This is a genomic window from Paraburkholderia sp. Ac-20342 (assembly GCF_017104985.1).
GTDB lineage: Bacteria > Pseudomonadota > Gammaproteobacteria > Burkholderiales > Burkholderiaceae > Paraburkholderia.
Map to the genome: position 1 here is coordinate 25800 of NZ_JAAGPQ010000063.1, position 25302 is coordinate 51101.

Here is a 25302-nt window from a genome sequence, read left to right on the forward strand (position 1 = left end):
CTTGCGAGACGACTCATGTGGATCGATACGCACTGCCATCTCGATGCTGCCGAATTCGACGCCGATCGCGACGCGGTCGCGGCGGCCGCGCGAGGCGCGGGCGTCTCGCGCATCGTGATTCCGGCGATCGGGCGGCAGAATTTCGCGGCGGTGCGCAAACTCGCGCATCGCGTCGAGGGCGGGGCGTACGCGCTCGGCATTCATCCGCTCTGCACGCCCGGCGCCGACGATGCCGACCTCGACCTGCTGCGCATGGAGATCGAGGCGAGTCTCGACGATCCGCGCTTCGTCGGCATCGGCGAGATCGGGCTCGACTATTTCGTCGAAGGTCTCGACGACGCGCGCCAGCAATTCTTCTACAACGGCCAGTTGCAGCTCGCGCGCGAATTCGATCTGCCGGTGATCTGCCACGTGCGCAAATCGCAGGATCAGGTCATCAAGGGGCTGCGGCGGCATCAGATCCATCGTGGCATCGCCCACGCATTCAACGGCAGTTTCCAGCAGGCTCAGGCGTATCTCGACCAGGGGCTGCATCTCGGCTTCGGCGGCAATCTGACGTTCGAGCGCGCGCGGCAAATCCGGCGTCTCGCCGAGCAACTGCCGTTCGATGCGCTCGTCGTCGAGACCGACGCGCCGGACATCGCGCCGTCGTGGATGTACAGGCAGCGCAACTCGCCCGAGCAGATTCCGGCAATCGGCGCGAGCCTCGCGCAGCTGCGCCATGTCACACCCGACTCAGCCGCCCTAGGCACAACGGCTAACGCGCTCGCCGCGCTGCCGCGACTCGCGCTTTCCTCTGCATAATCGATTCCATTGATCGAAGGGTTCGCGCCGGGCGACACCCCCGCCCGGCGGGCTTGCTGTCGCCTGTTCGCCGCGCGTGGGTTCGCCTCGCGTGGGGCGGAGCGGAGGGCGGATGCGAGCAGTGTGGTGTGGTTTTGCGTTGGGTGTGATCGGCTTGCAGCGGCAGGCGGCATTGCCGCGGATGGCCGGCTGGTGGACGCTGGTTTTGCTGGGTGGCGCGGCGCTGGGTGTGGCGATTTGGGGCTTGCGGGAACGCGCCGCGACGCCCCTTGCGTACAGGTGCGCGTTGCCGCTCGCACACGGGTGTGCGTTGCCGGATTCGCCGGCGTGGCGGTGGGCGTGTTGCGTGTGCCGCATGTACGACGAGGCGCGCGTGCGGCGGGTGATCGGCTGGAGCGCCGTGTGGTGCGCGGCAATCTGCGCGGGCTTCGGTTATGCCGCCGTGCGCGCGCACACGCGGCTCGCGGTGAGCCTGCCGCACGCGTGGGAAGGGCGCGATATCGAGGTCGCCGGCAGCATCAAGGGTTTGCCGTCGCATGACGAGAAAGGCGCGCGATTTCTGTTCGAAGTCGAGACGAACGATGCCGGGCTCGCCGCTTTTCCGCAGGTGATTCAACTCTCGTGGATCGCTCGCGACACACCGGCGCCGCCGCTCGAACCCGGTCAACGCTGGCGTCTGCCCGTGCGGTTGAAGCGTCCGCACGGCAATGCGAACTTCGGCGTGCGCGATGCCGAAGCGAGTCTGCTCGCGCGCAACGTGCGGGCGGTTGGTTACGTGAGCGCGGCGGATCGCGCGGTGCGTTTGCCGGGCTATGCGCGCGGGCTTGCGGTGTGGGTCGACCGTTCGCGTGCCGCGTTGCGTGCGCGGATCGACACGGTGCTCGCCGATGCGCCGCATCGCGGGATCGTCGTCGCGCTCGCGACCGGCGCGCAGGACGAAGTGAGCACCGCCGACTGGCAATTGATGCGCGGCACCGGCACGAGTCATCTGGTGGCGATTTCGGGGCTGCATATCGGCTTCGTCGCGGGACTGGCCGGCTGGCTGGCGGCCGCGGTATGGCGGCGCTCGGGCTGGCTCGGGCGCGGCTGGCCGTTGCGGCTGCCCGCGCAAATCGTCGGCGTGACGGCCGGTGCGCTGTTTGCCGCCCTGCATGCGGCGCTCGCAGGCTTCAACGTGCCGGCGCAGCGCACGCTGTGGATGGCGGCGGTCGTCGCGCTGGCATTCGTCGGCGGGCGCAATCTGGCGCGCTCGACGGTGCTTGCGTGGGCGCTCGGGCTCGTGCTGCTGATCGATCCGTGGGCGGTCGTGTCGGCGGGATTCTGGCTGTCGTTCTGCGCGGTCGGCGCGATTCTGTTTGCGATGTCGGGGCGGCCGCGCGTGCGCAGCCGTCTGCGCGGGCGGGGCGATGAACGTTGGGGCGAACGCGGCGATGAATGCGGCGGTGAATGCAACGAGGCCGCCCCCGGAACCGGCCTGCGGGCGCTGCGCGCCGCTTCGAGTCGGCGTTTGCGCGCGCTCGTCGAACGCCTGCGCGGCGCCGCGCACGTGCAGATCGCGGTGACACTCGCGCTCGCGCCGCTCACCGTCTACTGGTTCGCGCAGATTCCGCTCGTCGGGCCGCTGGCGAACGCGTTCGCGATTCCGTGGGTGAGTCTGCTCGTCACGCCGGCGGTGCTCACGGGCGTTGCGTTGCCCGCGCCGCTCGACGCATTCGCGTGGCACGTCGCCCATACGTTGCTCGACGTGCTCGCGCTCGGCCTGCAGGGGTTGACGGGGCCGCGCTGGACGCTCTGGTGGTTGCCGCAACCCGCTGCATGGGCGCTTGCCGCGGCGGCGGTCGGCGTGCTCTGGTGCCTCGCGCCACGCGGCTGGCCGCTGCGCTGGGCCGCGCCGCTGACGTGGCTGCCGTTGCTGATGCCCAGCGCGGACGGCGCGCTTGCCGCGCCGGCGGGCGCGTTCCGTCTGACGGCGCTCGACGTGGGGCAGGGCGCGTCGATCCTCGTGCAAACCGCGCATCACGCATTGCTGTTCGATGCCGGGCCGGGCGCGGAATCGACGCACGCGGGCGAGCGCGTGGTCGTGCCGTTCCTGCAGGCGCAGGGCGTGACGACGCTCGACACGCTGATCGTCAGCCACGCCGATTCCGATCATGCGGGCGGCGTGCCTGCCGTGCTCGATGCGATCGAGGTGCGTCAGATGGTGGGCTCGCTCGCGCCGGACAATGCGCTGTGGCCGTACGCGCAGCGGCACGGCGCGCGGACGCTGCCGTGCGCGGCCGGGCAGCGCTGGCAATGGGACGGCGTCGAATTCGCGATACTGTGGCCGGATGCCGGGCCCGCGAGCGGCAAGAACAACGATCGTTGCTGCGTGCTCAGGGTCAGCACGCTGCCGCGCGCGGGGCTCGCCGCGACATCGCGTGCTCGCACAGAGACGACGCGTTTCGCGGCCCTGCTGACCGCCGACATCGAGGCGCCGGTCGAGCGCACGCTGCTCGCGCGCGATCGCGGCGCCTTGCGCGCCCAGGTGCTGATGGCGCCGCATCATGGCAGCAGGACCTCGTCGACCGAGCCGTTCCTCGACTCTATCGAGCCGTCCATCGCGCTATTTCAGGTAGGCTACGAAAATCGTTTTCATCATCCGAATGCGGGCGTGTTCGAGCGCTACGAGGCTCGCCATATCGAACTCGGGCGCAGCGATCGGGACGGCGCGGTGCGGGTGGACGTCGATCCCGGCGCGGACGGCCCCGCGCTCACGCTCGAGCGCTATCGCGAGACGCGGCGGCGCTACTGGATGGCGCGTTGAGCGCGCGAGACGCCTGTCAAAGGCGCACGCAAAAAACAGAAACGGAGATAGCCGCAGTTGAAAAACATCATTCATTTCTCTCATGCGAACGGCTTTCCGGCTTCCACCTACCGGACGATCTTCGCCGAACTTTCCGACGACTACGAGGTGCGCTTCATCGAGCGTATCGGCCATGACACGCGCTTTCCGGTCACGCAGGACTGGCCGCATCTGGTCGAGCAGTTGCTCGAAGACATCGGCCGCGCGTACGAGCAGCCGGTATGGCTCGTCGGACATTCGCTGGGCGGCTATCTGTCGCTGATGGCCGCGCTGAAAAAGCCGCAGTGGGTGAGGGGCGTGGTGATGCTCGACTCGCCGGTGATCGCCGGTTGGCGCAGCAGCATGCTACGCGTCTCGCAATGGACCGGGCTCGACGAACGGCTCTCGCCGGCCGCCGCGACGCGCACCCGGCGCACGCAGTGGGCAAGCCGCGACGAAGCGTGGCGGCACTTCCATTCGAAGCCGGCGTTCGCGCGCTGGGACGAGCGCATGCTGTCCGACTACATCGACTTTGGCATTCCGCAGAGCGCGCCGGACGGCACGCGCGCGCTCGCGTTCGACCGCCGCACCGAATACCGGATCTACCGCACGCTGCCGCACACGCTCGGCGCGCGGCTCGCGCACGGCGCGCCGGTGCCGGTCGGTTTCATCGCCGGCACGCGCTCGAAGGAAATCCGCCAGGCCGGTCTCGATGCGACGCGCCGCGCGACCGGCGGCCACCTTGAGTGGATCGAAGGCAGCCATCTGTATCCGATGGAGCGGCCGATCGAAACGGCGCGCGCGGTGCAGCGGATGTTGCGCGAACTTGAGCGGCTTGCCTGAGGCGCTGCGCGTGCGACTTGCGTGGCAAATGGCGGCGCCGGGTTGCACGCGAGGAGGGGGCGGCGCGCGCCGGGCCGGTCGTTTTTTGCTGGGTCGGGACCATCCTTTACGGTATAATCCGTTTTTCCCGCGAGCATCCAGCGATGACCAAATATGTTTTCGTCACCGGCGGCGTAGTTTCTTCCCTCGGCAAGGGTATTGCCGCCGCTTCCCTCGCCGCGATCCTCGAATCGCGCGGTCTCAAAGTCACCCTCCTCAAACTCGATCCGTACATCAACGTCGACCCCGGCACGATGAGCCCGTTTCAGCACGGCGAAGTGTTCGTGACGGAAGACGGAGCGGAAACCGACCTCGACCTCGGCCACTACGAGCGCTTCATCAGCACGAAGATGCGCAAGGCCAACAACTTCACCACGGGCCAGATTTACGAATCGGTGATCCGCAAGGAACGCCGCGGCGATTATCTCGGCAAGACGGTGCAGGTCATCCCGCACATCACGAACGAAATCCAGGCATTCGTCGAGCGCGGCGCGGCTTCCGCGACGTGCGGCGAGCCCGATGTCGCGATCGTCGAAGTGGGCGGCACGGTGGGCGACATCGAATCGCTGCCGTTCCTCGAAGCCGCGCGTCAGATGAGCTTGCGCCTCGGCCGCAACAGCGCGTGCTTCGTGCACCTGACGCTCGTGCCCTGGGTTGCCACGGCGGGCGAACTGAAGACCAAGCCCACCCAGCACAGCGTGCAGAAGCTGCGCGAAATCGGCATCTCGCCGCACGTGCTGCTGTGTCGCGCCGACCGTCCGATTCCGGACGATGAGCGCGCGAAGATCTCGCTGTTCTCGAACGTGCCCGAAGACGCGGTGATTTCGGTGTGGGACGCGGACAGCATCTACAAGATTCCGCAGATGCTGCACGACCAGGGGCTCGACGCGATCATTTGCGAAGAGCTCAGGCTCACGCCGAAGGCCGCGGACCTCGCGATGTGGTCCGACCTCGTCGAGAAGCTGCAGAATCCGAAGCACGAAGTGACGATCGGCATGGTCGGCAAGTACGTCGATCTGACCGAGTCGTACAAGTCGCTGATCGAAGCGCTGCGCCATGCGTCGATGCACACGTCGACGCGCGTGAACATCGAGTACATCGACTCCGAAGAGATCGAGACGCAAGGCGTCGAGAGCCTCAGGCATCTCGACGCGGTGCTCGTGCCGGGCGGCTTCGGCCGTCGCGGCACCGAGGGCAAGATCGCCGCGATCCGCTATGCGCGCGAAGCGAAGGTGCCGTATCTCGGCATCTGCCTCGGCATGCAGCTTGCCGTGATCGAATTCGCCCGCGACGTGGTCGGCCTGAAGGACGCGAACAGCACCGAGTTCGATCAGGAAACGAAGAACCGCGTGGTCGCGCTGATCACCGAGTGGTACGACCGCGAAGGCCGCGTCGAGAAGCGCACCGAAGAGTCGGACCTCGGCGGCACCATGCGCCTCGGTTCGCAGCGCTGCCCGATCAAGCCCGGCACGATGGCCGAGGAAATCTACGGCCGCGACGTGAACGAGCGCCATCGTCACCGTTATGAAGTCAATAACCGTTTCGTGCCCCAACTCGAAGCCGGCGGCCTCATCATTAGCGCCCGTACGCCGAGCGAGGACCTGCCGGAAATGATGGAACTGCCGCGCAGCATGCACCCGTGGTTCGTCGGCGTGCAGTTCCACCCGGAATTCACGTCCACGCCGCGCGATGGCCATCCGCTGTTCAAGTCGTTCGTCGAGGCGGCGCTGGCGCATCAGCAGTCGCGCACCGCGAACGCAGTCAGGGAGAAAGCATGAAGCTGGGCGATTTCGAAATCGGTCTCGACAAGCCGTTTTTCCTGATCGCCGGTACCTGTGTCGTCGAATCGGAACAGATGACGATCGACACGGCCGGCCGGCTCAAGGAAATCTGCGCGAAGCTGAACATTCCGTTCATCTATAAATCGTCGTACGACAAGGCCAACCGCAGCAGCGGCAAGTCGTTCCGCGGTCTGGGCATGGACGAAGGTTTGCGCATCCTGTCGGAAGTGAAGCGTCAGCTCGGCCTGCCGGTGCTGACCGACGTTCACGCCGAACACGAAATCGAACAGGTCGCGTCGGTCGTCGACGTGCTGCAAACGCCGGCGTTCCTGTGCCGGCAAACGGACTTCATTCACGCCTGCGCGCGCTCGGGCAAGCCGGTCAATATCAAGAAGGGCCAGTTTCTCGCGCCGCACGACATGAAGAACGTGATCGACAAGGCGCGCGATGCCGCGCGCGAAGCGGGTCTGTCGGAAGACCGCTTCATGGCGTGCGAGCGCGGCGTGTCGTTCGGCTATAACAACCTCGTGTCGGACATGCGTTCGCTCGCGATCATGCGCGAGACCAACGCGCCGGTCGTGTTCGACGCGACGCACTCGGTGCAGTTGCCGGGCGGCCAGGGCACGAGCTCGGGCGGCCAGCGCGAATTCGTGCCGGTGCTCGCGCGTGCCGCGGTCGCGGTGGGCGTTGCGGGTCTCTTCATGGAAACGCATCCGAACCCGGCGCAGGCGAAGTCGGACGGGCCGAACGCGGTGCCGCTCAAGCGCATGGCCGATCTGCTCGAGACGCTCGTCACGCTCGACCAGGCCGTCAAGCGCGGGCCGTTCCTCGAAAGCGATTTCAACTGATTCAAGCATGCGCCGCGTGTCGCGATTTTCACGATCCACCTCGATAATCGGCGCGCGGCGTTTTCGCATAATGGCCGTCGAACGTATCGGCGCGCGAGTTGTCTGTCGGGGAGACCGGCGGGTGCTTTGCAGGGGACAGGAGTCGGCACTTAAGCGCCAACTCCGGATCGGCAGCGCGATACAGTGTCACAGTAAAGAATTCAACGTCATTTCTTTGAGGAAACCATGAGTGCTATCGTAGACATCATCGGTCGAGAGATTCTCGATTCGCGAGGCAACCCCACCGTCGAATGCGACGTGCTGCTCGAATCGGGCACGATGGGCCGCGCAGCGGTGCCGTCGGGCGCGTCGACCGGCTCGCGCGAAGCGATCGAACTGCGCGACGGCGAAGCCGGCCGTTACGGCGGCAAGGGCGTGCTGAAGGCCGTCGAGCACATCAACACTGAAATCTCCGAAGCGATCATGGGCCTCGACGCTTCCGAACAGGCTTTCCTCGACAAGACGCTGCTCGAACTCGACGGCACCGACAACAAGTCGCGCCTCGGCGCGAACGCGATGCTGGCCGTGTCGATGGCCGTCGCGAAGGCCGCCGCTGAAGAAGCCGGCCTGCCGCTGTATCGCTACTTCGGCGGCTCGGGCGCGATGCAACTGCCGGTGCCGATGATGAACATCGTCAACGGCGGCGCGCACGCGAACAACAGCCTCGACATCCAGGAATTCATGATCGTGCCGGTCAGCCAGCCGACCTTCCGCGAAGCACTGCGCTGCGGCGCCGAAGTGTTCCACGCGCTGAAGAAGATCCTGTCGGATCGCGGCATGAGCACGGCCGTCGGCGACGAAGGCGGCTTCGCACCGAACTTCGGCAGTAACGAGGAATGCTTGTCCACGATCCTGCAGGCGATCGAGAAAGCAGGCTATCGCGCCGGTGAAGACGTGCTGCTCGCGCTCGACTGCGCGGCGAGCGAGTTCTACCACGACGGCAAGTACCAGCTGGCGGGCGAAGGCCTGCAACTGTCGTCGACGGAATTCGCGGACTACCTCGCGAACCTCGCCGACAAGTTCCCGATCGTGTCGATCGAAGACGGCATGCACGAAGGCGACTGGGAAGGCTGGAAGGTGCTGACCGACAAGCTCGGCAAGAAGGTGCAGCTGGTCGGCGACGACCTGTTCGTAACCAACACGCGCATCCTCAAGGAAGGCATCGAGAAGGGCATCGCGAACTCGATCCTGATCAAGATCAACCAGATCGGCACGCTGACGGAAACCTTTGCGGCGATCGAGATGGCGAAGCGCGCGGGCTACACGGCCGTGATCTCGCACCGCTCGGGCGAAACCGAAGATTCGACGATCGCCGATATCGCCGTGGGTCTCAACGCTGGCCAGATCAAGACCGGTTCGCTGTCGCGTTCGGACCGTATCTCGAAGTACAACCAGCTGCTGCGCATCGAGGAAGATCTCGGCGATATCGCGAGCTACCCGGGCAAGTCGGCGTTCTACAATCTGCGCTAAACAGCAGTTTGTTCGCGCTGATCGATGAGACGGTTATCCTTCGTTTCTGATTGACCTCGCCGCCCTGCGTATAGCGCAGGGCGGCGCGTATTTATTGTGCTTACTTCATGCGGCTTGTCACTGCTGTCCTGATCGTTCTGCTGGCGCTGATCCAGTACCCGCTCTGGTGGGGGCATGGCGGCTGGCTGCGCGTGCATGAGTTGCAAGGGCAACTCGCGCAGCAACTGCAAAAGAATGCCGACGCGAAGGTGCGCAACGAGCGCATTCAGGGCGAGGTGCAGGATCTGCAGAACGGCACGGCCGCGGTCGAAGAGCGGGCGCGCTACGAGATGGGCATGGTCAAGGACGGCGAGGTGTTCGTGCAGTTCGTGTCGCCGAACCAGCCGTTGCCGGCGTCGAACGGTCCGTCGGTGAATACGTCGACGCGCGGCGAGGTATCGGCCGCGCCGCTGCACGTGGTGCCGAATCCGGAGTCGCGCGCGAAGCCGGATCGCAAGCGTGGCGGGAAGGCGGTAGCGAAGGAGAAGAAGCCGGCGCATTGAAGTTGGATGCGTTGTCCCGGCCTGGTGGGCTCTCAACGGGCTCAATGGGCTCGGCTGAGTCAGTCACGAAGGACGCAAAAAAAGCGCGGTTCATTTTGAACCGCGCTTTTTTATTGCCCTGTTCCTTTGTACTTTGTACTGTCGCCGTCGATCCTACCAACCCCAGTACGGCCCGAAGCCGACGCCAATGCCTGTGCCCCATCCGCGCCGTCCCCAACTGCCGGTCGAAAAGCCGCCGGTCACGGTGATGGGCGGCGCTGGCGAGCCATAGCGCGACCACGCCTGAGCGGCGGCTTCTGCGGCCATCGACTGATTCTGCTCGTACATGACCTGGCGATCGATCGCGTCATAGCGCGCACGCTCTTCCGGTGTCAGCGTTTGACCGGTGCCGGCCGCTGGGGCCTGATCGGACGGCAGGCGGCTCAGAATCGGCATTGGGCCAGGCGGGTCGATCGTGCAGCCGGCGAGTGCGGCGCTACCCGCGACCACGGCCAGTACGGTCAACGTGCGCGCATGACGTATCAGCAAAAGAGGGGGCTTCATGTTCGAATCTCCATCGGTTCGACGCGTTGGCGGGCGAGGCCGACATGTGCCGTGAGCGGCGCGAATGGTTCAACGCACATTCACCACGGCGATCAGGCTCGGCGGTCAGAAAGGCCGCGGCCGGAGAAAGCCAGTGCGCCGCCCGAGCCATGACGGCAGTGGGCGGCGCGGTGGCGGCTGCCGTTATGAAAAGCGACGAAGCACCTATCACGCACGGCAGCCAGGGCAAGCTCGGACGTTCACGCAACCTGCCCAGGCACGCGTTGGCGCCTCAGTGCCGCTGATCGGTAGCCGGCGTCACGCCTTGTGAAAGTCCGCTTGCCACGAAAAGTTGTGCGACGTCGACCGGGTCGAACTCGTAGCGCTGGTTGCAGAACTCGCAGTGAATCTCGACGTGGCCGCGTTCTTCGATCACGCCGTCCACTTCGTCGCGGCCGAGCATCTTCAGCATCGCGCCGACCTTTTCGCGCGAGCACGTGCATTCGAAGCGCGTTGTGACCGGCTCGAAATGCAGCACGTTTTCCTGCCAGAAGAGCCGGCGGAAAACCGTCTCCGGTTCTTCCTTCAGCAGTTCGTCCTGCGACAGCGTGCCGCCGAGCGTGCAGACGCGCTCCCACGTGTCCGCATCGAGCTGGCCCGGATGCGGGACGATGCCGCCGTCGCCGGGCAGCTTCTGCAACAGCATGCCGACCGCGCGCTCGGTGTTCGCCGCGAGCCACATGCGCGTGTCGAGCTGCTCCGAGTGATGCATGTAGTGTTCGAGCACCTCGGCGATCGACTTGAGCGGCCCGTCGACGCCCGAGAGCGGCACGATGCTCTGGTACGGCTGCTGGCCGGGCTGTTTGTCGGCCGGGTCGAGCGTGATGACGCAGCGGCCGTGGCCGCTCGCGTTGACGAGATCGACGAGCGAGGTCGTGTCTTCGAGCGCCGGGCCGTTCTCGCCCGAGAGCTTCGCGGTGGCGCGCATCGTCAGGTTCGAACTGCACTGCACGACCAGCATCTTGACCGGGCCATCGCCGAAAATCTGCATGACGAGCGTGCCGTCGAACTTCAGGTTCGCCGACAGCAGCGCGCACGCGGCCATCATTTCGCCCAGGATCGTTCGCACGGGCGCCGGATAATCGCGCCGCGTCAATACTTCCTGCCACGTATTGCGCAACGAAACGATCTCGCCGCGCACCGGCGCCGCGCTGAACATGAATTTTTGCAACTGGTCGCTCACAACTTTTCCTCGATGGAGTGACGCGGCGCGATGCCGCGTCATTGCGCACCGCGCGCGCCGGCCGTCTAGCCGATGCGCACGAGCTGCGCCTTGAAATACTCGCGGCGCTCGACATAACTTGCCGCGCCGCGCCGCATGTTGGCGATATCCGCTTCCGTCAGTTCGCGCACGACCTTGGCGGGCGCGCCGAGAATCAGCGTATTGTCGGGAAACACCTTGCCCTCGGTGACGACGGCACCCGCTCCGACCAGACAGTTGCGGCCGATCACCGCGCCATTCAAGACCACGGCCTGAATGCCGATCAGCGAACCTTCCTTGATCGTGCAGCCGTGCAGCATGACCTGGTGGCCGATCGTCACGTTCGGCTCGACCGTCAGCGGATAGCCGGGGTCGGTGTGCAGCACCGCGCTTTCCTGCACGTTGCTGCCGGCGCCGATCGTGATCGGCTCGTTGTCGCCGCGCAGCGTCGCGCCGAACCACACGCTCGCGTTTTCCTCGAGCGTCACGTTGCCGATGATGTTCGCCGAATCCGCGACGAACACGCTTTCATGGATGTTCGGGGCGGCTTCGCCCAGCTTGTAAATCGTCACAATGTCTCCTGTTGATCGGTCGCCGCATGCGGCGCCTGGCCGCTGTCGCGCGTTGCCGGCCTGACTTCGCGGGCCTGACGGACGCGCCCGCAGGCGCGCCGGATGGTCGAATCGGGTATTGTAAACGGTTGTGTGGCCGGGCCGCTCGGCGCGCGCGCCAAGGTGCGCGCTTGCGATTTCGCGGTGATTGCCGGCGAGAACGTGAGAGAAGCAGCGCCGTGGTGTCCGGTTCGTCGCCGCATGGGCTTGTTGTGCGTAGCGGTTACGCATGGCCACTCGTCGCGTGGGCCGCATGCCGTGGCGCTTCTGCGCGTTTTGTCGCGCGTTGGCGGTACGAGCGGGGCTCGACTCGGCCACGTTTACCGCAGCGTCTCCGGCCGCTTTATCCGTTGCCTCAGTTGATTTCGTTGCCGATCCGCTTCCCATGACGTCCGCCGCTTCGCCTGTTTCATCCATGTCCTGCGCATCGGATTCCCGCGACGAGCCTTCGTGCGCGCGCCGTGCCGCGCTCGCCGCCTTGCGCGACAGCGATCCGGCCATCAAGGCGGATGCGGCTCGCGCACTGTATGCCGCCGTGCTCGACGGTCGCGCCGTCTGTCACGCCGATCTCGAACTGGCCGAGCCGGCCGGCCTGCCGGGCCGTCCCGTGCGGCCCGAACTCGTCGAGCCGCGCCAGCTCGGCCGGCGCAGCATGCAGTCGCCGCAGGGCCGCGCGGTGTTGCTGCATGCGCTCGCGCACATCGAGTTCAACGCGATCAATCTCGCGCTCGACGCCGTATGGCGCTTCTCCGGCATGCCCGCCGGGTTCTATGCCGACTGGCTCAAGGTCGCCGCCGAAGAGGCCTATCACTACTCGCTGCTCGCCGCGCGGCTCGCCGAATACGGCCATGCCTACGGCGACTTCCCGGCGCACGGCGGCCTGTGGGACATGTGCGAGCGCACCCGCGGCGACGTGCTCGCGCGCATGGCGCTGGTGCCGCGCACGCTCGAAGCGCGCGGCCTCGACGCCTCGCCGCCGATTCGCGCGCGTTTGCAGCAGGCGGGCGATCAGGCGTCGGCGGCGATTCTCGACGTGATCCTGCGCGACGAGATCGGCCACGTGCTGATCGGCAACCGCTGGTTCCGCCACCTGTGCGGGGCGCACGGGCTCGATCCGCACGAGACCTATCAGCGTCTCGCCGATCAGTACCACGCGCCGAAGTTACGCGGTCCGTTCAATTTCGAAGCGCGTCGCGACGCCGGTTTCGACGAAGCCGAACTCGCCGCGCTCGCGGGGCTCGACGCGCAGCCGCAGCCGCAGCCGCAGGGGCAGGGGCAGGGGGCGGAGTCGGCGCCGGACCCGACCGACGCGGACGACCGAACACCGCTTCGATAATCGCTCTCCCCGTATCAGCCGGCGGTCTCTATAATCGAACGATCATTCTTTTTTGTGGGTGCGCCGCTCATGAATACTTCCCGCTCCGAGTTCGTCGCCGTGCGCGGCGTCCGTCTGCACGTGCGGCGTTGGGGCCGTCCCGACGCGCCGATCCTGTTCATGCTGCATGGCTGGATGGACGTGGGGGCCTCGTTCCAGTTCGTCGTCGAGGCGCTCGGCGGCGACTGGCAGGTGATCGCGCCCGACATGCGCGGCTTCGGCCTGTCCGACTGGCCGGTTGCCGAGCGCGGCGGCGGCAGCTACTGGATTCAGGACTATCTCGGCGATCTCGACGCGCTCGTCGACCACTACGCGCCAAAAGGCGAGGTCAATCTGGTCGGCCACAGCATGGGCGCGAACATCGTGTGCGTGTACGCGGGCGTGCGGCCGGAGCGGGTGCGGTGCGTGGTCGATCTCGAAGGTTTCGGGCTCGCGCCGTCGCATCCGGCGCAGGCGCCCAGGCGCTTGCTCAACTGGCTCGACGAATTGCGCGATCCGCCGCAGCTGAGGCGCTATGCGTCGCTCGACGAGGTGGCCGCGCGCCTCACCAAAACCAATCCGCGGCTCGATCTGCGGCGCGCGAAGTTTCTCGCGCAGCACTGGTCGAAGCCGGATGGCGAAGGGCGCTTCATGCTGCTCGCCGACCCCGCGCACAAGGTGCGCGGGCCGACGCTGTATCGCCTCGACGAGGTGATGGCCGTATGGCGCAAGGTGAGGGCGAGGGTGCTGCACGTCGAGGCTGCCGGGTCGCCGACGCTCGCGCAGATCGCCGGCGAGATTCCGCTCGACGAATTCAAGGCGCGTTTTCAGGCGTTTCCCGACTGGCGCGAGAAGATCATCGACGAGGCCGGGCACATGGTGCATCACGACCAGCCGGAGCAGATCGCGGCGCTGATCGAGGGGTTTTGCGCTTAGGCGGCTTTATTAGGCGGCTTCATTGCGAAGGTCTGGAGAGGTTTTAGGGGGCGGCGTTTGTTGCCAGTGTTGGGCCGTCTGCGCGCAGGCGCGCTTGCCTGTATTCGAGCTTCTATCCGCGCCCGCAACCGAGCCCGCGGCCCGTATCCGCCGTGACGCGGCGCGGCACGCGTCCGGCGCCGGCGCATGCAGCAAGTGCCGGCAGCAAGCGTGCACAGCAAGCGCCCGCAGCCGCCACCGCAAGATAGCCCTGCGGGCCCTTACTGCGTTGCAGTAAAATGGCTGGAGAATCTCTCCAGGACCACGATGAACGCCGATCTTCACTGCCACTCCACCGTTTCCGACGGCCAGTTCGCGCCGGCCGACGTCGCGCGCCGCGCGCACGCGAACGGCGTGACGCTGTGGGCGCTCACCGATCACGACGAAGTCGGCGGTCAGCACGAAGCGCGCGCCACCTCCGAAGCGCTCGGTATGCGCTATCTGAGCGGCGTCGAGATTTCGGTCACATGGGCGGGGCGCACCGTGCATATCGTCGGGCTCGGTATCGATCCGACCAGCCGGATTCTGATCGACGGTCTCGCGCGCACGCGCGACGGCCGTGCCGCGCGCGCCGAGGCGATCGGCGAGCAGCTGGCCGTGCTCGGCATTCCCGGCGCGTACGAGGGCGCGCTCGAATACGTCTCGAATCCCGACATGATGTCGCGCACGCACTTCGCGCGCTTCATGGTCGAGCACGGCCACTGCGGCACTACGCAGGAAGTGTTCGACCGCTATCTCGGCGACGGCAAGCCGGCCTACGTCGCGCACCGCTGGGCGAAACTCGCCGACGCGGTGGGCTGGATCCAGGCCGCGGGCGGCGAGGCGATCGTCGCGCATCCGGGTCGCTACGCGTATTCACCGCTCGAATTCGACGCGTTTTTCGGCGAATTCATCGACCTCGGCGGCAAGGCGATCGAGGTGGTGACGGGCAGCCACACACCCGACCAGTATCGCGAATACGCGGACGTCGCGCGCCGCTTCGGCTTCGAGGCCTCGCGCGGGTCCGATTTCCACGCGCCCGGCGAGGGCCGCATCGAACTCGGCGCGCTGCCGCCGCTGCCCGCCGATCTCAAGCCCGTCTGGGAACGCTGGCTGTGACCGCGCGCCGTGCCATGACGGCACGTCACGCGCGCGGGCTGGCCCGATCAGGCGAGCGCGTGCGCACCAGCCCCCTGGCGGCGCCGTGCCATGCGGATGCCTCTTCGAGGCATTGCATTCCGCGGGCCAGCCGTCCTCCATTCGCAGGGCACGTGCGATCCGTTTGCCGCATGCCAGCCGCAGCCGTTCATCCGCCGTCATCGTGAACCACCATGTCCCAATACTTCCGGCTTCATCCCGACAATCCGCAGCCGCGCCTCGTCAAGCAGGCCGTGCAGATCATCAACGACGGCGGCGTGGTCGCGTTGCCGACCGATTCGACCTATGCGCTCGCCTGCCATCTCGACGACAAGGATGCGGTCGAGCGTCTGCGGCGCATTCGCGGGCTCGATGAAAAGCAGCTGCTGTCGCTGCTCGTGCGCGATCTGTCGGAGCTCGCCAATTTCGCGATGGTGGACAACCGGCAGTACCGGCTGCTCAAATCGGTGACGCCGGGCCCGTACGTGTTCGTGCTGCAGGCGACGAAGGAAGTGCCGCGGCGCGTCTCGCATCCGTCGCGCAAGACGATCGGCCTGCGCGTGCCGGATCATGCGATCACGCTCGCGATTCTCGAGGAACTCGGTCAGCCGCTGCTCGGCTCGACGCTGATCATGCCCGACGAAACCGAGCCGCTGAACGATCCCGAGGACATTCGCGCGCGGCTCGAAAAGCAGCTTGATCTCGTGATCGACGGCGGCCCTTGCGTATGCGAGCCGTCCACCGTGATCGACCTGACCGGCGCGGAGCCCGTACTGGTGCGGGCAGGGCGGGGTTCGCTCGCGCCGTTCGGCCTCGCGGAAGCGGCATGAGCGAAAGCGGGCAGACGCGCGCAAGCGCATTGTTACAATAACGGCATATGGATTCTTCCCTGATACAGACCGTCGCGGTCTACGCGCTTCCGGTTATTTTCGCGATCACGCTGCACGAAGCGGCGCACGGCTACGTCGCGCGCTGGCTCGGCGACAACACCGCCTACGTGCTCGGCCGCGTGTCGCTGAACCCGATGCGCCATATCGATCCGCTCGGCACGATCGCGATTCCGCTCCTGCTCTATTTCGCGACGAGCGGCGCGTTCATGTTCGGCTACGCGAAGCCGGTGCCGGTCGCGTTCGGCAATCTGCGCAATCCGCGCTGGGGCAGCCTGTGGGTCGCGGCGGCCGGTCCCGTGTGCAACTTCATCCAGGCGCTGGCGTGGGGCGTGTTCGGCGTCGTGCTCGCGGTGCTCAATATCGACGAACCGTTTTTCACGCGCATGGCCGGCGCGGGCGTCGGCGTGAATCTGGTGCTCGGCGTGCTGAACCTCTTTCCGCTGCCGCCGCTCGACGGCGGCCGCGTGCTGATGGCGCTGTTGCCGCCGAAGCAGGCGATTTCGCTCGCGCGGCTCGAACCGTACGGCTTTTTCATCGTCATGGCGCTCGTCATGACGGGCACGCTCACGCGTTTCTGGTTAAAGCCGCTCGTCACGCTCGGCTATAGCGCGATTACCGCAATTCTGACTCCACTTGTTTCGCTTTTCTAGATAACCATGTTCCCAGACCGTATCTTCTCTGGCATGCGGCCCACCGGGTCGCTGCACCTCGGCCACTATCACGGCGTACTGAAAAACTGGGTGCGGCTGCAGTCCGAGTACCCGTGCTTCTTCTGCGTGGTCGACTGGCACGCACTGACGACGCACTACGAAACGCCCGAAGTGATCGAAAAGAACGTCTGGGACGTGCTGGTCGACTGGCTTGCTTCCGGCATCGATCCGGCCCAGGCGACGCTGTTCATCCAGAGCAAGGTGCCCGAGCATGCCGAGCTCGCGCTGCTGCTCGGCATGAGCACGCCACTCGGCTGGCTCGAACGCGTGCCGACCTACAAGGAGCAGATGGAAAAGCTCAAGGACAAGGACCTGTCTACCTACGGCTTCCTTGGCTACCCGGTGCTGATGGCGGCCGACATCCTGCTGTATCGCGGCTCGCTCGTGCCGGTCGGCGAAGACCAGGTGCCGCACGTCGAAATGACGCGCGAAATCGCGCGCCGCTTCAACTACCTGTACGGCCGCGAGCCGGGTTTCGAGGAAAAGGCCAACGAGGCCGCGAAGAAGCTCGGCGGCAAGCGCTCGAAGCTCTATCACGAGCTGCGCAACGCGTATCAGCAGGAAGGCGACGACGAGGCGCTCGAACGCGCGCGGGCGCTGCTGCAGGAATCGCAGAGCCTGTCGATGAGCGATCGCGAGCGTCTGTTCGGCTATCTCGAAGGCTCGCGCAAGATCATCCTCGTCGAGCCGCAGGCCATGCTGACCGAAGCGTCGCGCATGCCGGGTCTCGACGGCCAGAAGATGTCGAAGTCGTACGGCAACACGATCGGCCTGCGCGAAGACGCGGAAACGATCACGAAGAAAGTCCGCACGATGCCGACCGACCCGGCGCGCGTGCGCCGCACCGATCCAGGCGATCCGGACAAATGCCCGGTGTGGCAACTGCACCAGGTCTACACCGACGAAGCGACGCACGAGTGGGTGCAGAAGGGCTGCCGCTCGGCGGGCATCGGCTGTCTCGACTGCAAGCAGCCGGTTATCGAAGGCATTCTGCGCGAGCAGCAGCCGATGCTCGAGCGCGCGCAGAAGTACATGGACGACCCCTCGCTGCTGCGTGCGATCGTCGCCGACGGTTGCGACAAGGCGCGCCGCTTCGCGACGGAAACGATGCGCGACGTCCGCGAGGCGATGGGGCTGTCGTACAACTGATGGGCCATCGAGCTACCGCCGCGCAGCAATGAGCACACCCACTGCCGCCGGCATGCACGGCCTCGGTGAAGCGTCGCGCTGGGTGCGCGACTGGGCGCATCTGGTCGCGCCGGGTGGCGCGGTGCTCGACGTCGCCTCGGGCGCGGGGCGTCATGCGCGGTTTTTCGCGTCGCGCGGGCATCCGGTGACGGCGCTCGACCGCGACGCGGCCGCGCTCGGCATGTTGCGCGACGCGCCGCTCGTCACCCCGCTCGTGGCCGACCTCGAAGGCGCGCCGTGGCCGCTTGCCGACACCGCCGGATTTGCTGCGGTCGTCGTGACGAACTATCTGCACCGGCCGCTTTTCCCATCCCTTCTGCGCGCGCTCGCGCCGGGCGGCGTACTGGTTTACGAGACCTTCGCGCAAGGCAACGAAAGCGTCGGCAAACCGTCCAACCCGGCGTTTCTACTGGCGCCGGGCGAGCTTCTCGAGAGGGTGCGCGGCCAGTTGCGGGTAGTCGCATTTCAGGATGGATTTCTCGCGGAACCGCGCCCGGCCTACGTTCAGCGCATCTGCGCGATTCGCGAGCCGGCGCCCGCGCATGATCCCCCCCAGGCAACAGCCCCGCCTTGTTACGAGTTGGCGGGCTAATCCGCTACAATCGCGGTTTACCTGATCATATTCATGGCTTTTCATGACTAACGGCAACCAGAGCGGCGCCAACGGCGGCGTGCAGATTCGCGGCAGCATTCCTGCCATCATCACCCCGATGTTCGAAGACGGCAGCCTCGATCTGCCGGCGTTCCGAAAACTGGTCGACTGGCACGTCGCGGAAGGGACGGACGCGCTCGTCGTGGTCGGCACGAGCGGCGAATCGGCCACACTGTCGGTCGAAGAGCACGTGCTCATGGTCAAGACCGCGGTCGAGCACTGCGCGGGCCGCATTCCGGTGATCGCTGGCGCGGGTGCCAATTCGACGTCCGAGGCGATCGAACTGACGCGGCATGCGAAGGACGTCGGTGCCGACGCGACGCTGCAGGTCGTGCCGTATTACAACAAGCCGACGCAGGAAGGCATCTACCGCCATTTCGCGAAGATCGCCGAAACCGTCGACCTGCCGGTGATCCTCTACAACGTGCCGGGCCGCACCGTTGCCGACATGAGCAACGAGACCATCCTGCGCTGTGCGCAGGTGCCGGGCATCGTCGGCGTGAAGGAAGCGACCGGCAACATCGACCGCGCCGCGCATCTGATCAAGGCGGCGCCGGCCCACTTCGGCATCTATAGCGGCGACGATCCCACCGCGATCGCGCTGATGCTGCTCGGCGGCCACGGCAATATCTCGGTCACGGCCAACGTCGCGCCGCGCGCCATGAGCGATCTGTGCAAGGCCGCGCTCGCCGCGGATGCGAAGACCGCGCGCGAAATTCATCTGAAACTGCTGTCGCTGCACAAGTATCTGTTCGCCGAGGCGAATCCGATTCCGACGAAATGGGCGCTGCAGCAACTCGGGCGTGTGCAGGGCGGTATCCGTTTGCCGCTTACGCCGCTCGACGCGCAATACCACGATGTGGTGCGCGGCGCGCTGCGCGAAGCGGGCCTGCTAGGTTAAGCGGGCCGGCCCGACAGTTCGCCCGTATCTACGCCAGGCCGCCACCGGCATTTCCTTAACCGACGTCGCTTCAGCCCACGTTCCCGGCAGATCGAACGAGGCATCGCGTTCCAGCATCACGAAGGACCTCATGAAACGTTCCGCACTTTCCCTCCACGCAACCCGCATGGCGGCGCTGGCGCTTGCCCTGACGACGCTCGCCGGCTGTGACACGCTGAACGACTGGTTCGCTTCCGATCGCGTCAACTACAAGACGACGTCGAGTGCGCCGCCGCTCGCCGTGCCGAGCGATCTGAGCAGCACGCCGACCGACCAGCGCTATGTGGCGCCGCCCGCCAATCTGGCGCTGGGCGGCGCGACCGCACGCGCGGTGACGGCGGCTGGCAATACGACCGAAGGCCAGCCGAATGCGCAGGACCCGCTCGGCATGCACATCGAGCGCGACGGTGACCGCCGCTGGCTGGTCGTCGACGGCCGCTCGCCGGAGCAGCTGTGGCCGCAACTGCAGGAGTTCTGGCAGGAAAACGGCTTCGTGCTGAAGACCGACGCGCCGGCAACCGGCATCATGGCGACCGACTGGGCTGAAAACCGCGCAAACATTCCCGACGACTGGTTCCGCCGCACGGTGGGCAAGGTCATCGACTTCGCGTATTCGTCGGGCACCCGCGACAGCTTCCGTACGCTCGTCTCGCGCGGGCCGGGCGGTGCCACCGATATCTCGATCACGCATAGCGCGATGGAAGAAGTGCTGACGGGGCAGGACAAGACGTCGTCGCGCTGGGAAGAGCGTCCGCGCGATCCGGCGCTCGAAGCGATGTTTCTCGCCAAGCTGATGCAGAAGTTCGGCCTGACCGAGGCGCAGTCGAAGCAACTGCTGACCGACGCGCACCCGGCCGTGGCGCCGGCTACGATCGAGCAGAGCGCGGGCGCGTCGACGCTCGATCTGCAGGAGTCGTTCGACCGTGCATGGTTGCGCGTGGGCCTGGCGCTCGACCGCACCAACTTCACCGTCGACAACCGCGATCGCGAAAAGGGCATCTACTACGTGCGCTACGCGGATTCGATGCAGGAGCTGAAGCGGGAAGGGCTGTTCGGCAAGCTGTTCTATAGCGGCAATTCGGCGCGCAAGCCGGGTCAGGAATTCCTCGTCAACGTGCGCGCGAAGGGCGATACGGTGACGCAGGTCGCGGTGGTGGACGCGAACGGGCAGATCGACACCTCGTCGGACGCGCAGCGCATCGTGTCGCTGCTGCACGCGCAGTTGAACTAGGCGGGCCGTGCGGTTCGCCAGTCTTGGCAGCGGCAGTGAGGGCAACGCGCTGCTGGTGGAAGCGCAAAGCGGCGTGACCACTACGCGCGTGTTGCTCGATTGCGGTTTTTCCGCGCGTGAAGTCGAACGGCGTCTGACGCGGCTCGGCGCGAGCGTCGAAGGTCTCGACGCGATTCTTATCACGCATGAGCATAGCGACCATATCGGCAGCGCGCTGACGCTGGCCCGCAAGTGGTCGATTCCGTTGTACATGAGCTGGGGCACCGCGCGCGCGGTCGGTGCCGACGAAGCCGATGTCGATCTGCAGGTGCTGTGGGGCGATGAGGCGGTGACGATCGGCGACCTCAGCGTTCTTCCTTATACCGTTCCTCACGACGCCCGCGAGCCGCTGCAATACGTGTTCTCGAATGGTGCGAGCCGGCTCGGCGTGCTGACCGACGTCGGGACGTCCACGCCGCATATCAGCGCGGTGCTGAGCGGCTGCGACGCGCTCGTGCTCGAATGCAATCACGATGTGCAGATGCTGGCGGGCAGCCGCTACCCGGCGTCACTGAAGGCGCGTATCGGCGGCAATCATGGGCATCTGAACAATGACGCGGCGGCCGACATCCTGGCCTCGCTCGATCGTTCCCGCCTGCGGCACCTCGTTGCCGCGCACCTGAGTCAGCAGAACAATCTGCCGGAGTTGGCGCAGGCCGCGCTGGCTGGCGTGCTCGGCGCGGTGTCCACTGACGTGGTCGTCGCCTCGCAAAGTGATGGCTTTGCGTGGCTTTCGGTTTGACGCGATTCCGTTTGCCTTGACGCGTACACTTATTGTCGCGTGCGACGCAATGAAAAAAGCCCATAACGAGCAAACGTCATGGGCTTTTCTTTTGAGCGCGGCACCTGAAGAGCGCGCCGCGCGATCAGTCGGACTTAATTGCGGTTGCCGCCGAAAATGCCGAGCAGCGCGAGCAGGTTGACGAACACGTTGTACAGATCCAGGTAGATCGCGAGCGTGGCGGTGATGTAGTTCGTTTCGCCGCCGTTCACGACGCGCTGCACGTCGAACATGATGTAGGCGGAGAAGATCACGATGGCCATGACCGAAACCGTCAGCATCAGCGCCGGCAGTTGCAGGAACATGTTCGCGACCGACGCGAGCAGGATCACGATCACGCCCATGAAGAGCCACTTGCCGAGCCCGGAGAAGTCGCGCTTGCTGACTGTTGCGATGGTTGCCATCGCCGCGAAGATCACACCAGTGCCACCGAACGCGAGCATGATCAGCGACGGGCCGTTCGAGAAACCGAGCACGAACGCGAGGATGCGCGACAGCATCAGGCCCATGAAGAACGTGAAGCCGAGCAGCACGAACACGCCGGCGGCGCTGTCCTTGGTGCGCTGGATCGCGAACATGAAGCCGAAGGCGATCGCGAAGAACGCCAGCATGCTCATCGCGGGGCTGGTGGCGGCGAACAGCGAGAAGCCCGTGGCGAGACCGACCCATGCGCCGAGTACGGTCGGAATCATCGACAGCGCGAGCAGCCAGTAGGTGTTCCGTAGCACGCGGTTGCGCGTTTCGGCCGTGGTCACCGCGCCGTTGCGGCCAAACATATACGGATGTTCGTTCATGGTCTCTCCTTACCTCAGAAGCGTGTTGCGTAATGGGCGATGCGGGATGATGCGGCAATTCGCGAAGCGCCGGCGGACATCCGTTGCGCGGGGCGCGCCGCATTCATTCCTAAGATTAGCGCGGCGGCCGGGAGTTTCAATACCCCGGACTTCGCGCACAGGCTTACGCTACCAGTATTTTGAACCCTTCGGGTGGATTCTTTCAATACTGTAAGGGTTCAATCGCAATCATACACGGGAACATGCTACAATAGCGGATTCATTTAAATCTGTAACCTCTTAATTTTTTGGAGTTTTTATGGCGATCGAACGCACCCTGTCGATTATCAAGCCGGACGCAGTGGCGAAGAACGTGATCGGTCAGATCTACACCCGCTTCGAAAACGCTGGTTTGAAGATCGTGGCATCGCGCATGGTTCATCTGTCGCGTGCCGACGCCGAGAAGTTCTACGCCGTGCATGCCGCACGTCCGTTCTTCAAGGATCTCGTCGAGTTCATGATTTCGGGCCCGGTCGTCGTGCAAGCGCTGGAAGGCGAAAATGCGATCCTGAAGCATCGCGATCTGATGGGTGCAACGGACCCGAAGAAGGCGGAAAAGGGTACGATCCGCGCCGACTTCGCCGACAGCATCGACGCTAACGCAGTGCACGGTTCGGACGCAGCGGAAACGGCTGCTGTCGAAATCGCATTCTTCTTCCCGCAAGTCAACGTCTACTCGCGTTAAGCGCCGCGCGCTCGAGCTAGGTGTTCGCTTCGGGCGTCCAGGCGCGAACGGGCGCCTGCAGGCGTGTTTGAAGCGGTTTCTCGCGTCGCGCGGTTCGTGCAGCCGAACAGTTTTATCGCACGAATCGCACGCGGGGCCCGGCAAAGTAGTAAGGTAAAAGCAGCAGGAATGGGCGCGAACGGCATTGCGTTCATGCAGCTTGTTGCATGAACGCAGTCTCGCACTGAAATGGCAGGATTCGATATGACGAGCAGTCCCACCGTCAACCTTCTCGACCTCGACGCCCAAGGGCTTGTCGCCTATTGCGACAGCCTGGGCGAGAAACCGTTTCGCGCCAAACAGTTGCAGCGCTGGATTCATCAATACAACGCTGCCGACTTCGACGGCATGACCGATCTGGCGAAGTCCTTGCGCGAAAAGCTCAAGGGGCGCGCCACGATCTCGATGCCCGGCATCGTCAGCGACCATGTTTCGACCGATGGCACACGCAAGTGGCTCATCGACGTCGGCAACGGCAATGCCGTTGAAACCGTGTATATCCCCGAAGAAACGCGCGGCACGCTGTGTGTGTCGTCGCAAGCCGGGTGCGCGGTCAACTGCCGGTTCTGCTCGACCGGCAAGCAGGGGTTCTCCCGCAATCTCACCACCGGCGAAATCATCGGCCAGTTGCGCATGGCCGAGTTTGCGCTGCGCGCGTCGCGCGGCGATGCGGCCGGTCGCGCAATGGGCGGCGACAGCAAGGGCGAGCGTGTCGTCACGAACGTCGTGATGATGGGCATGGGCGAGCCGCTGCTCAATTACGAAGCGGTCGTGCCGGCCATGCGCCTGATGCTCGACGACAACGCATACGGCCTGTCGCGCCGGCGCGTGACGCTGTCCACTTCGGGCGTCGTGCCGATGATGGACAGGCTCGGCGCCGATCTGCCGGTGGCGCTCGCGGTGTCGCTGCACGCGCCCAACGATCCGTTGCGCGACATGCTGGTGCCGCTGAACAAAAAGTATCCGTTGCGCGAATTGATGGCGGCGTGCGAACGCTATCTGAAGGTCGCGCCGCGCGATTTCATTACGTTCGAATATTGCATGCTCGACGGCGTGAACGACAGCGAGGCGCATGCACGCGAATTGCTGGCGGTTACGCGCAACGTGCCGTGCAAATTCAATCTGATCCCGTTCAATCCGTTCCCCGAATCGGGCCTCGTTCGCTCGAAGCCGGAACAGATCAAGCGGTTTGCGCAAGTGTTGATGGACGCGGGTGTCGTCACGACAGTGCGCAAGACTCGCGGCGACGATATCGATGCTGCCTGCGGTCAGCTGGCCGGTGCGGTGAAGGACCGCACGCGTCTTGCTGAGCGTTCCGGGAAGGCGGCGAAGGTGATCGAGGTTCGCGCCGTGTAAGCATCCGGGGCGGAATGGCGCCGGCGTTCGCGCGGAAACCCCTGCGAGCGAGGAAAGGCCCCCATGCCGCCCTCGGCTGAAAAGAAAGTTTGCAGAATCGATCGGAAGCGGCGCACGAAGCCGCGCATTTTGTTATAAACGGTCTGCGATTTGGACGTGAGGCTCGAGCCCGTCCGGTTGCACGAGTAAAAAGAATCGACGCGAAAGGATTTGGGATGAGTGAGCCGCAGCACCCGCAGCCGCACGAAACAGACACGAACGAAGGCCACCCGGCACCTGTTGCGCGGGCGGCGGTGCAGCCCGCCGTGCAACCGGCGCTCGATTCGTTGGCGGCCGTTGGCGCGCGCTTGACCCAATTGCGTGAATCGAAGAGCTGGACGATCGAAGACGTGTCGGCGCGGCTGAAAGTGTCGGTCGTCAAGCTCGGCGCGCTCGAAGCGGGCGACATCAGCCATTTGCCGGACACGACGTTCGCGCTCGGCGTGGTGCGCAGCTATGCGAAGATGCTCGGCGCCGATCCGGCGCCGTTCACGGCGGCGCTGCGTCGCGAGAAGGGTGTGCCGGCGCCGAATCTGTCGATGCCGGCGTCCTCGGGCAAGGACCTGCCGCGCGGCAAGGTTTCGTTAACACTGGGTGACAGTGGTCACAAGAGCCGTTCATGGCTGTGGGGAATCGCGGCGATCGTCGTTGCGGTCATCGCGCTGGGCATGTGGCGCACCAACGTCGGCGATTCGTCCGCGTGGCTCGCGCGTCTGAAAGCGAGCGCGAGCGGTTCAGCGAGTAACGAGACCGGCGCATCGGACGCTGTGGCGCAAGGCCAGGTGCCCGCGCAGGACGCCGCGTCGGCGCCGGAAGCGGCCGCCACCGCCGAAAATTCGGCGAGTGCCGACAATGCGGCTTCGGGTACGCCGATGCCCGCGCCGCTCGCCACC

The 25302-nt window shown here is 65.6% G+C and carries 24 protein-coding genes; 20 read left to right on the forward strand and 4 right to left on the reverse strand.

Annotated features, from left to right (window positions below; all coding sequences use genetic code 11):
• Positions 1-15: 15 nt before the first annotated feature.
• The 7 genes from G3N58_RS23280 (at position 16) to ftsB (ending at position 9187) form a co-directional block, all read left to right on the forward strand.
• On the forward strand, positions 16-804 hold the full coding sequence (locus tag G3N58_RS23280) for a TatD family hydrolase (protein ID WP_206000324.1): 789 nt from the start codon (positions 16-18) through the stop codon (positions 802-804).
• 112 nt (positions 805-916) lie between these two features.
• Positions 917-3607 (forward strand): DNA internalization-related competence protein ComEC/Rec2, encoded by a 2691-nt coding sequence (locus G3N58_RS23285; protein ID WP_206000325.1) that lies wholly within the window; start codon positions 917-919, stop codon positions 3605-3607.
• A gap of 57 nt (positions 3608-3664) precedes the next feature.
• Positions 3665-4468 (forward strand): alpha/beta hydrolase, encoded by an 804-nt coding sequence (locus G3N58_RS23290; RefSeq protein WP_167049909.1) that lies wholly within the window; start codon positions 3665-3667, stop codon positions 4466-4468.
• Between the two features lie 143 nt (positions 4469-4611).
• Entirely contained in the window at positions 4612-6285 is a 1674-nt protein-coding gene (locus tag G3N58_RS23295; RefSeq protein WP_167049911.1) for a CTP synthase, read from the forward strand.
• The gene (kdsA, locus tag G3N58_RS23300) at positions 6282-7136 is read left to right on the forward strand and encodes a 3-deoxy-8-phosphooctulonate synthase (RefSeq protein WP_167049913.1); all 855 of its coding nucleotides are present in this window, start codon (positions 6282-6284) and stop codon (positions 7134-7136) included. The genes G3N58_RS23295 and kdsA overlap by 4 nt, the downstream gene beginning before the upstream one ends.
• A gap of 225 nt (positions 7137-7361) precedes the next feature.
• Positions 7362-8645: a phosphopyruvate hydratase gene (eno, locus tag G3N58_RS23305; RefSeq protein WP_075301327.1), complete on the forward strand. Its 1284-nt coding sequence runs from the start codon at positions 7362-7364 to the stop codon at positions 8643-8645.
• 107 nt (positions 8646-8752) lie between these two features.
• Positions 8753-9187 (forward strand): cell division protein FtsB, encoded by a 435-nt coding sequence (gene ftsB, locus G3N58_RS23310; protein WP_206000326.1) that lies wholly within the window; start codon positions 8753-8755, stop codon positions 9185-9187.
• A 153-nt stretch (positions 9188-9340) separates the two neighbouring features.
• On the opposite strand, the gene G3N58_RS23315 is transcribed toward ftsB, so the two are convergent.
• The 3 genes from G3N58_RS23315 to G3N58_RS23325 form a co-directional block, all read right to left on the reverse strand.
• Positions 9341-9730 (reverse strand): hypothetical protein, encoded by a 390-nt coding sequence (locus G3N58_RS23315; protein WP_205193386.1) that lies wholly within the window; start codon positions 9728-9730, stop codon positions 9341-9343.
• Positions 9731-10001: 271 nt separating this feature from the next.
• Positions 10002-10952 (reverse strand): Hsp33 family molecular chaperone HslO, encoded by a 951-nt coding sequence (gene hslO, locus G3N58_RS23320; protein ID WP_167049917.1) that lies wholly within the window; start codon positions 10950-10952, stop codon positions 10002-10004.
• 65 nt (positions 10953-11017) lie between these two features.
• Complete coding sequence (locus G3N58_RS23325; RefSeq protein WP_167049920.1) at positions 11018-11542, reverse strand: gamma carbonic anhydrase family protein; 525 nt, start codon at positions 11540-11542, stop codon at positions 11018-11020.
• 454 nt (positions 11543-11996) lie between these two features.
• Between G3N58_RS23325 and G3N58_RS23330 the strand changes: the two genes are divergently transcribed.
• From G3N58_RS23330 to G3N58_RS23375, 10 genes are all read left to right on the forward strand, one after another.
• Positions 11997-12917 carry a ferritin-like domain-containing protein gene (locus G3N58_RS23330; protein WP_241017215.1) on the forward strand — a complete coding sequence of 307 codons (921 nt, stop codon included), beginning with the start codon at positions 11997-11999 and terminating at the stop codon, positions 12915-12917.
• Between the two features lie 69 nt (positions 12918-12986).
• Positions 12987-13871, forward strand: a complete 885-nt coding sequence (locus G3N58_RS23335; RefSeq protein ID WP_206000327.1) for an alpha/beta hydrolase — start codon at positions 12987-12989, stop codon at positions 13869-13871.
• 306 nt (positions 13872-14177) lie between these two features.
• Complete coding sequence (locus G3N58_RS23340; protein ID WP_206000328.1) at positions 14178-15008, forward strand: 3',5'-nucleoside bisphosphate phosphatase; 831 nt, start codon at positions 14178-14180, stop codon at positions 15006-15008.
• 212 nt (positions 15009-15220) lie between these two features.
• Entirely contained in the window at positions 15221-15856 is a 636-nt protein-coding gene (locus tag G3N58_RS23345) for an L-threonylcarbamoyladenylate synthase (protein ID WP_167049926.1), read from the forward strand.
• Between the two features lie 47 nt (positions 15857-15903).
• Positions 15904-16566 carry a site-2 protease family protein gene (locus tag G3N58_RS23350; RefSeq protein WP_167049928.1) on the forward strand — a complete coding sequence of 221 codons (663 nt, stop codon included), beginning with the start codon at positions 15904-15906 and terminating at the stop codon, positions 16564-16566.
• Between the two features lie 6 nt (positions 16567-16572).
• Positions 16573-17775, forward strand: coding sequence for a tryptophan--tRNA ligase (locus G3N58_RS23355; protein WP_167049930.1), 1203 nt, complete (start codon positions 16573-16575; stop codon positions 17773-17775).
• Between the two features lie 28 nt (positions 17776-17803).
• Positions 17804-18406 carry a class I SAM-dependent methyltransferase gene (locus G3N58_RS23360; RefSeq protein ID WP_167285660.1) on the forward strand — a complete coding sequence of 201 codons (603 nt, stop codon included), beginning with the start codon at positions 17804-17806 and terminating at the stop codon, positions 18404-18406.
• Positions 18407-18449: 43 nt separating this feature from the next.
• Positions 18450-19367 carry a 4-hydroxy-tetrahydrodipicolinate synthase gene (dapA, locus tag G3N58_RS23365; protein WP_167049932.1) on the forward strand — a complete coding sequence of 306 codons (918 nt, stop codon included), beginning with the start codon at positions 18450-18452 and terminating at the stop codon, positions 19365-19367.
• 130 nt (positions 19368-19497) lie between these two features.
• Entirely contained in the window at positions 19498-20637 is a 1140-nt protein-coding gene (bamC, locus tag G3N58_RS23370) for an outer membrane protein assembly factor BamC (protein WP_167049934.1), read from the forward strand.
• A 7-nt stretch (positions 20638-20644) separates the two neighbouring features.
• A complete protein-coding gene (locus tag G3N58_RS23375) occupies positions 20645-21418 on the forward strand; it encodes an MBL fold metallo-hydrolase (RefSeq protein ID WP_167049936.1) in 774 nt (257 codons plus the stop codon).
• A gap of 134 nt (positions 21419-21552) precedes the next feature.
• Here G3N58_RS23375 and G3N58_RS23380 read toward each other — a convergent pair whose 3' ends face one another.
• Positions 21553-22251: a Bax inhibitor-1/YccA family protein gene (locus tag G3N58_RS23380; protein ID WP_205990572.1), complete on the reverse strand. Its 699-nt coding sequence runs from the start codon at positions 22249-22251 to the stop codon at positions 21553-21555.
• Positions 22252-22549: 298 nt separating this feature from the next.
• On the opposite strand from G3N58_RS23380, the gene ndk reads away from it, so the two are divergent.
• The 3 genes from ndk to G3N58_RS23395 all read left to right on the forward strand — a co-directional run.
• On the forward strand, positions 22550-22975 hold the full coding sequence (gene ndk, locus G3N58_RS23385; protein WP_042322811.1) for a nucleoside-diphosphate kinase: 426 nt from the start codon (positions 22550-22552) through the stop codon (positions 22973-22975).
• A gap of 243 nt (positions 22976-23218) precedes the next feature.
• Positions 23219-24370 carry a 23S rRNA (adenine(2503)-C(2))-methyltransferase RlmN gene (gene rlmN, locus G3N58_RS23390; RefSeq protein ID WP_167049940.1) on the forward strand — a complete coding sequence of 384 codons (1152 nt, stop codon included), beginning with the start codon at positions 23219-23221 and terminating at the stop codon, positions 24368-24370.
• Between the two features lie 215 nt (positions 24371-24585).
• Positions 24586-25302: helix-turn-helix transcriptional regulator (locus G3N58_RS23395; RefSeq protein ID WP_206000329.1), on the forward strand; the 717-nt coding region annotated here is incomplete at its 3' end.

Bases quoted from the DNA above. Each gene is read 5' to 3' on its own strand.
- G3N58_RS23280 (WP_206000324.1), top strand. From the start codon at position 16: ATGTGGATCGATACGCACTGCCATCTCGATGCTGCCGAATTCGACGCC.
- G3N58_RS23285 (WP_206000325.1), top strand. From the start codon at position 917: ATGCGAGCAGTGTGGTGTGGTTTTGCGTTGGGTGTGATCGGCTTGCAG.
- G3N58_RS23295 (WP_167049911.1), top strand. From the start codon at position 4,612: ATGACCAAATATGTTTTCGTCACCGGCGGCGTAGTTTCTTCCCTCGGC.
- kdsA (WP_167049913.1), top strand. From the start codon at position 6,282: ATGAAGCTGGGCGATTTCGAAATCGGTCTCGACAAGCCGTTTTTCCTG.
- eno (WP_075301327.1), top strand. From the start codon at position 7,362: ATGAGTGCTATCGTAGACATCATCGGTCGAGAGATTCTCGATTCGCGA.
- ftsB (WP_206000326.1), top strand. From the start codon at position 8,753: ATGCGGCTTGTCACTGCTGTCCTGATCGTTCTGCTGGCGCTGATCCAG.
- G3N58_RS23315 (WP_205193386.1), bottom strand. From the start codon at position 9,730: ATGAAGCCCCCTCTTTTGCTGATACGTCATGCGCGCACGTTGACCGTA.
- G3N58_RS23330 (WP_241017215.1), top strand. From the start codon at position 11,997: ATGTCCTGCGCATCGGATTCCCGCGACGAGCCTTCGTGCGCGCGCCGT.
- G3N58_RS23335 (WP_206000327.1), top strand. From the start codon at position 12,987: ATGAATACTTCCCGCTCCGAGTTCGTCGCCGTGCGCGGCGTCCGTCTG.
- G3N58_RS23340 (WP_206000328.1), top strand. From the start codon at position 14,178: ATGAACGCCGATCTTCACTGCCACTCCACCGTTTCCGACGGCCAGTTC.
- G3N58_RS23345 (WP_167049926.1), top strand. From the start codon at position 15,221: ATGTCCCAATACTTCCGGCTTCATCCCGACAATCCGCAGCCGCGCCTC.
- G3N58_RS23350 (WP_167049928.1), top strand. From the start codon at position 15,904: ATGGATTCTTCCCTGATACAGACCGTCGCGGTCTACGCGCTTCCGGTT.
- G3N58_RS23355 (WP_167049930.1), top strand. From the start codon at position 16,573: ATGTTCCCAGACCGTATCTTCTCTGGCATGCGGCCCACCGGGTCGCTG.
- G3N58_RS23360 (WP_167285660.1), top strand. From the start codon at position 17,804: ATGAGCACACCCACTGCCGCCGGCATGCACGGCCTCGGTGAAGCGTCG.
- dapA (WP_167049932.1), top strand. From the start codon at position 18,450: ATGACTAACGGCAACCAGAGCGGCGCCAACGGCGGCGTGCAGATTCGC.
- bamC (WP_167049934.1), top strand. From the start codon at position 19,498: ATGAAACGTTCCGCACTTTCCCTCCACGCAACCCGCATGGCGGCGCTG.
- G3N58_RS23380 (WP_205990572.1), bottom strand. From the start codon at position 22,251: ATGAACGAACATCCGTATATGTTTGGCCGCAACGGCGCGGTGACCACG.
- ndk (WP_042322811.1), top strand. From the start codon at position 22,550: ATGGCGATCGAACGCACCCTGTCGATTATCAAGCCGGACGCAGTGGCG.
- rlmN (WP_167049940.1), top strand. From the start codon at position 23,219: ATGACGAGCAGTCCCACCGTCAACCTTCTCGACCTCGACGCCCAAGGG.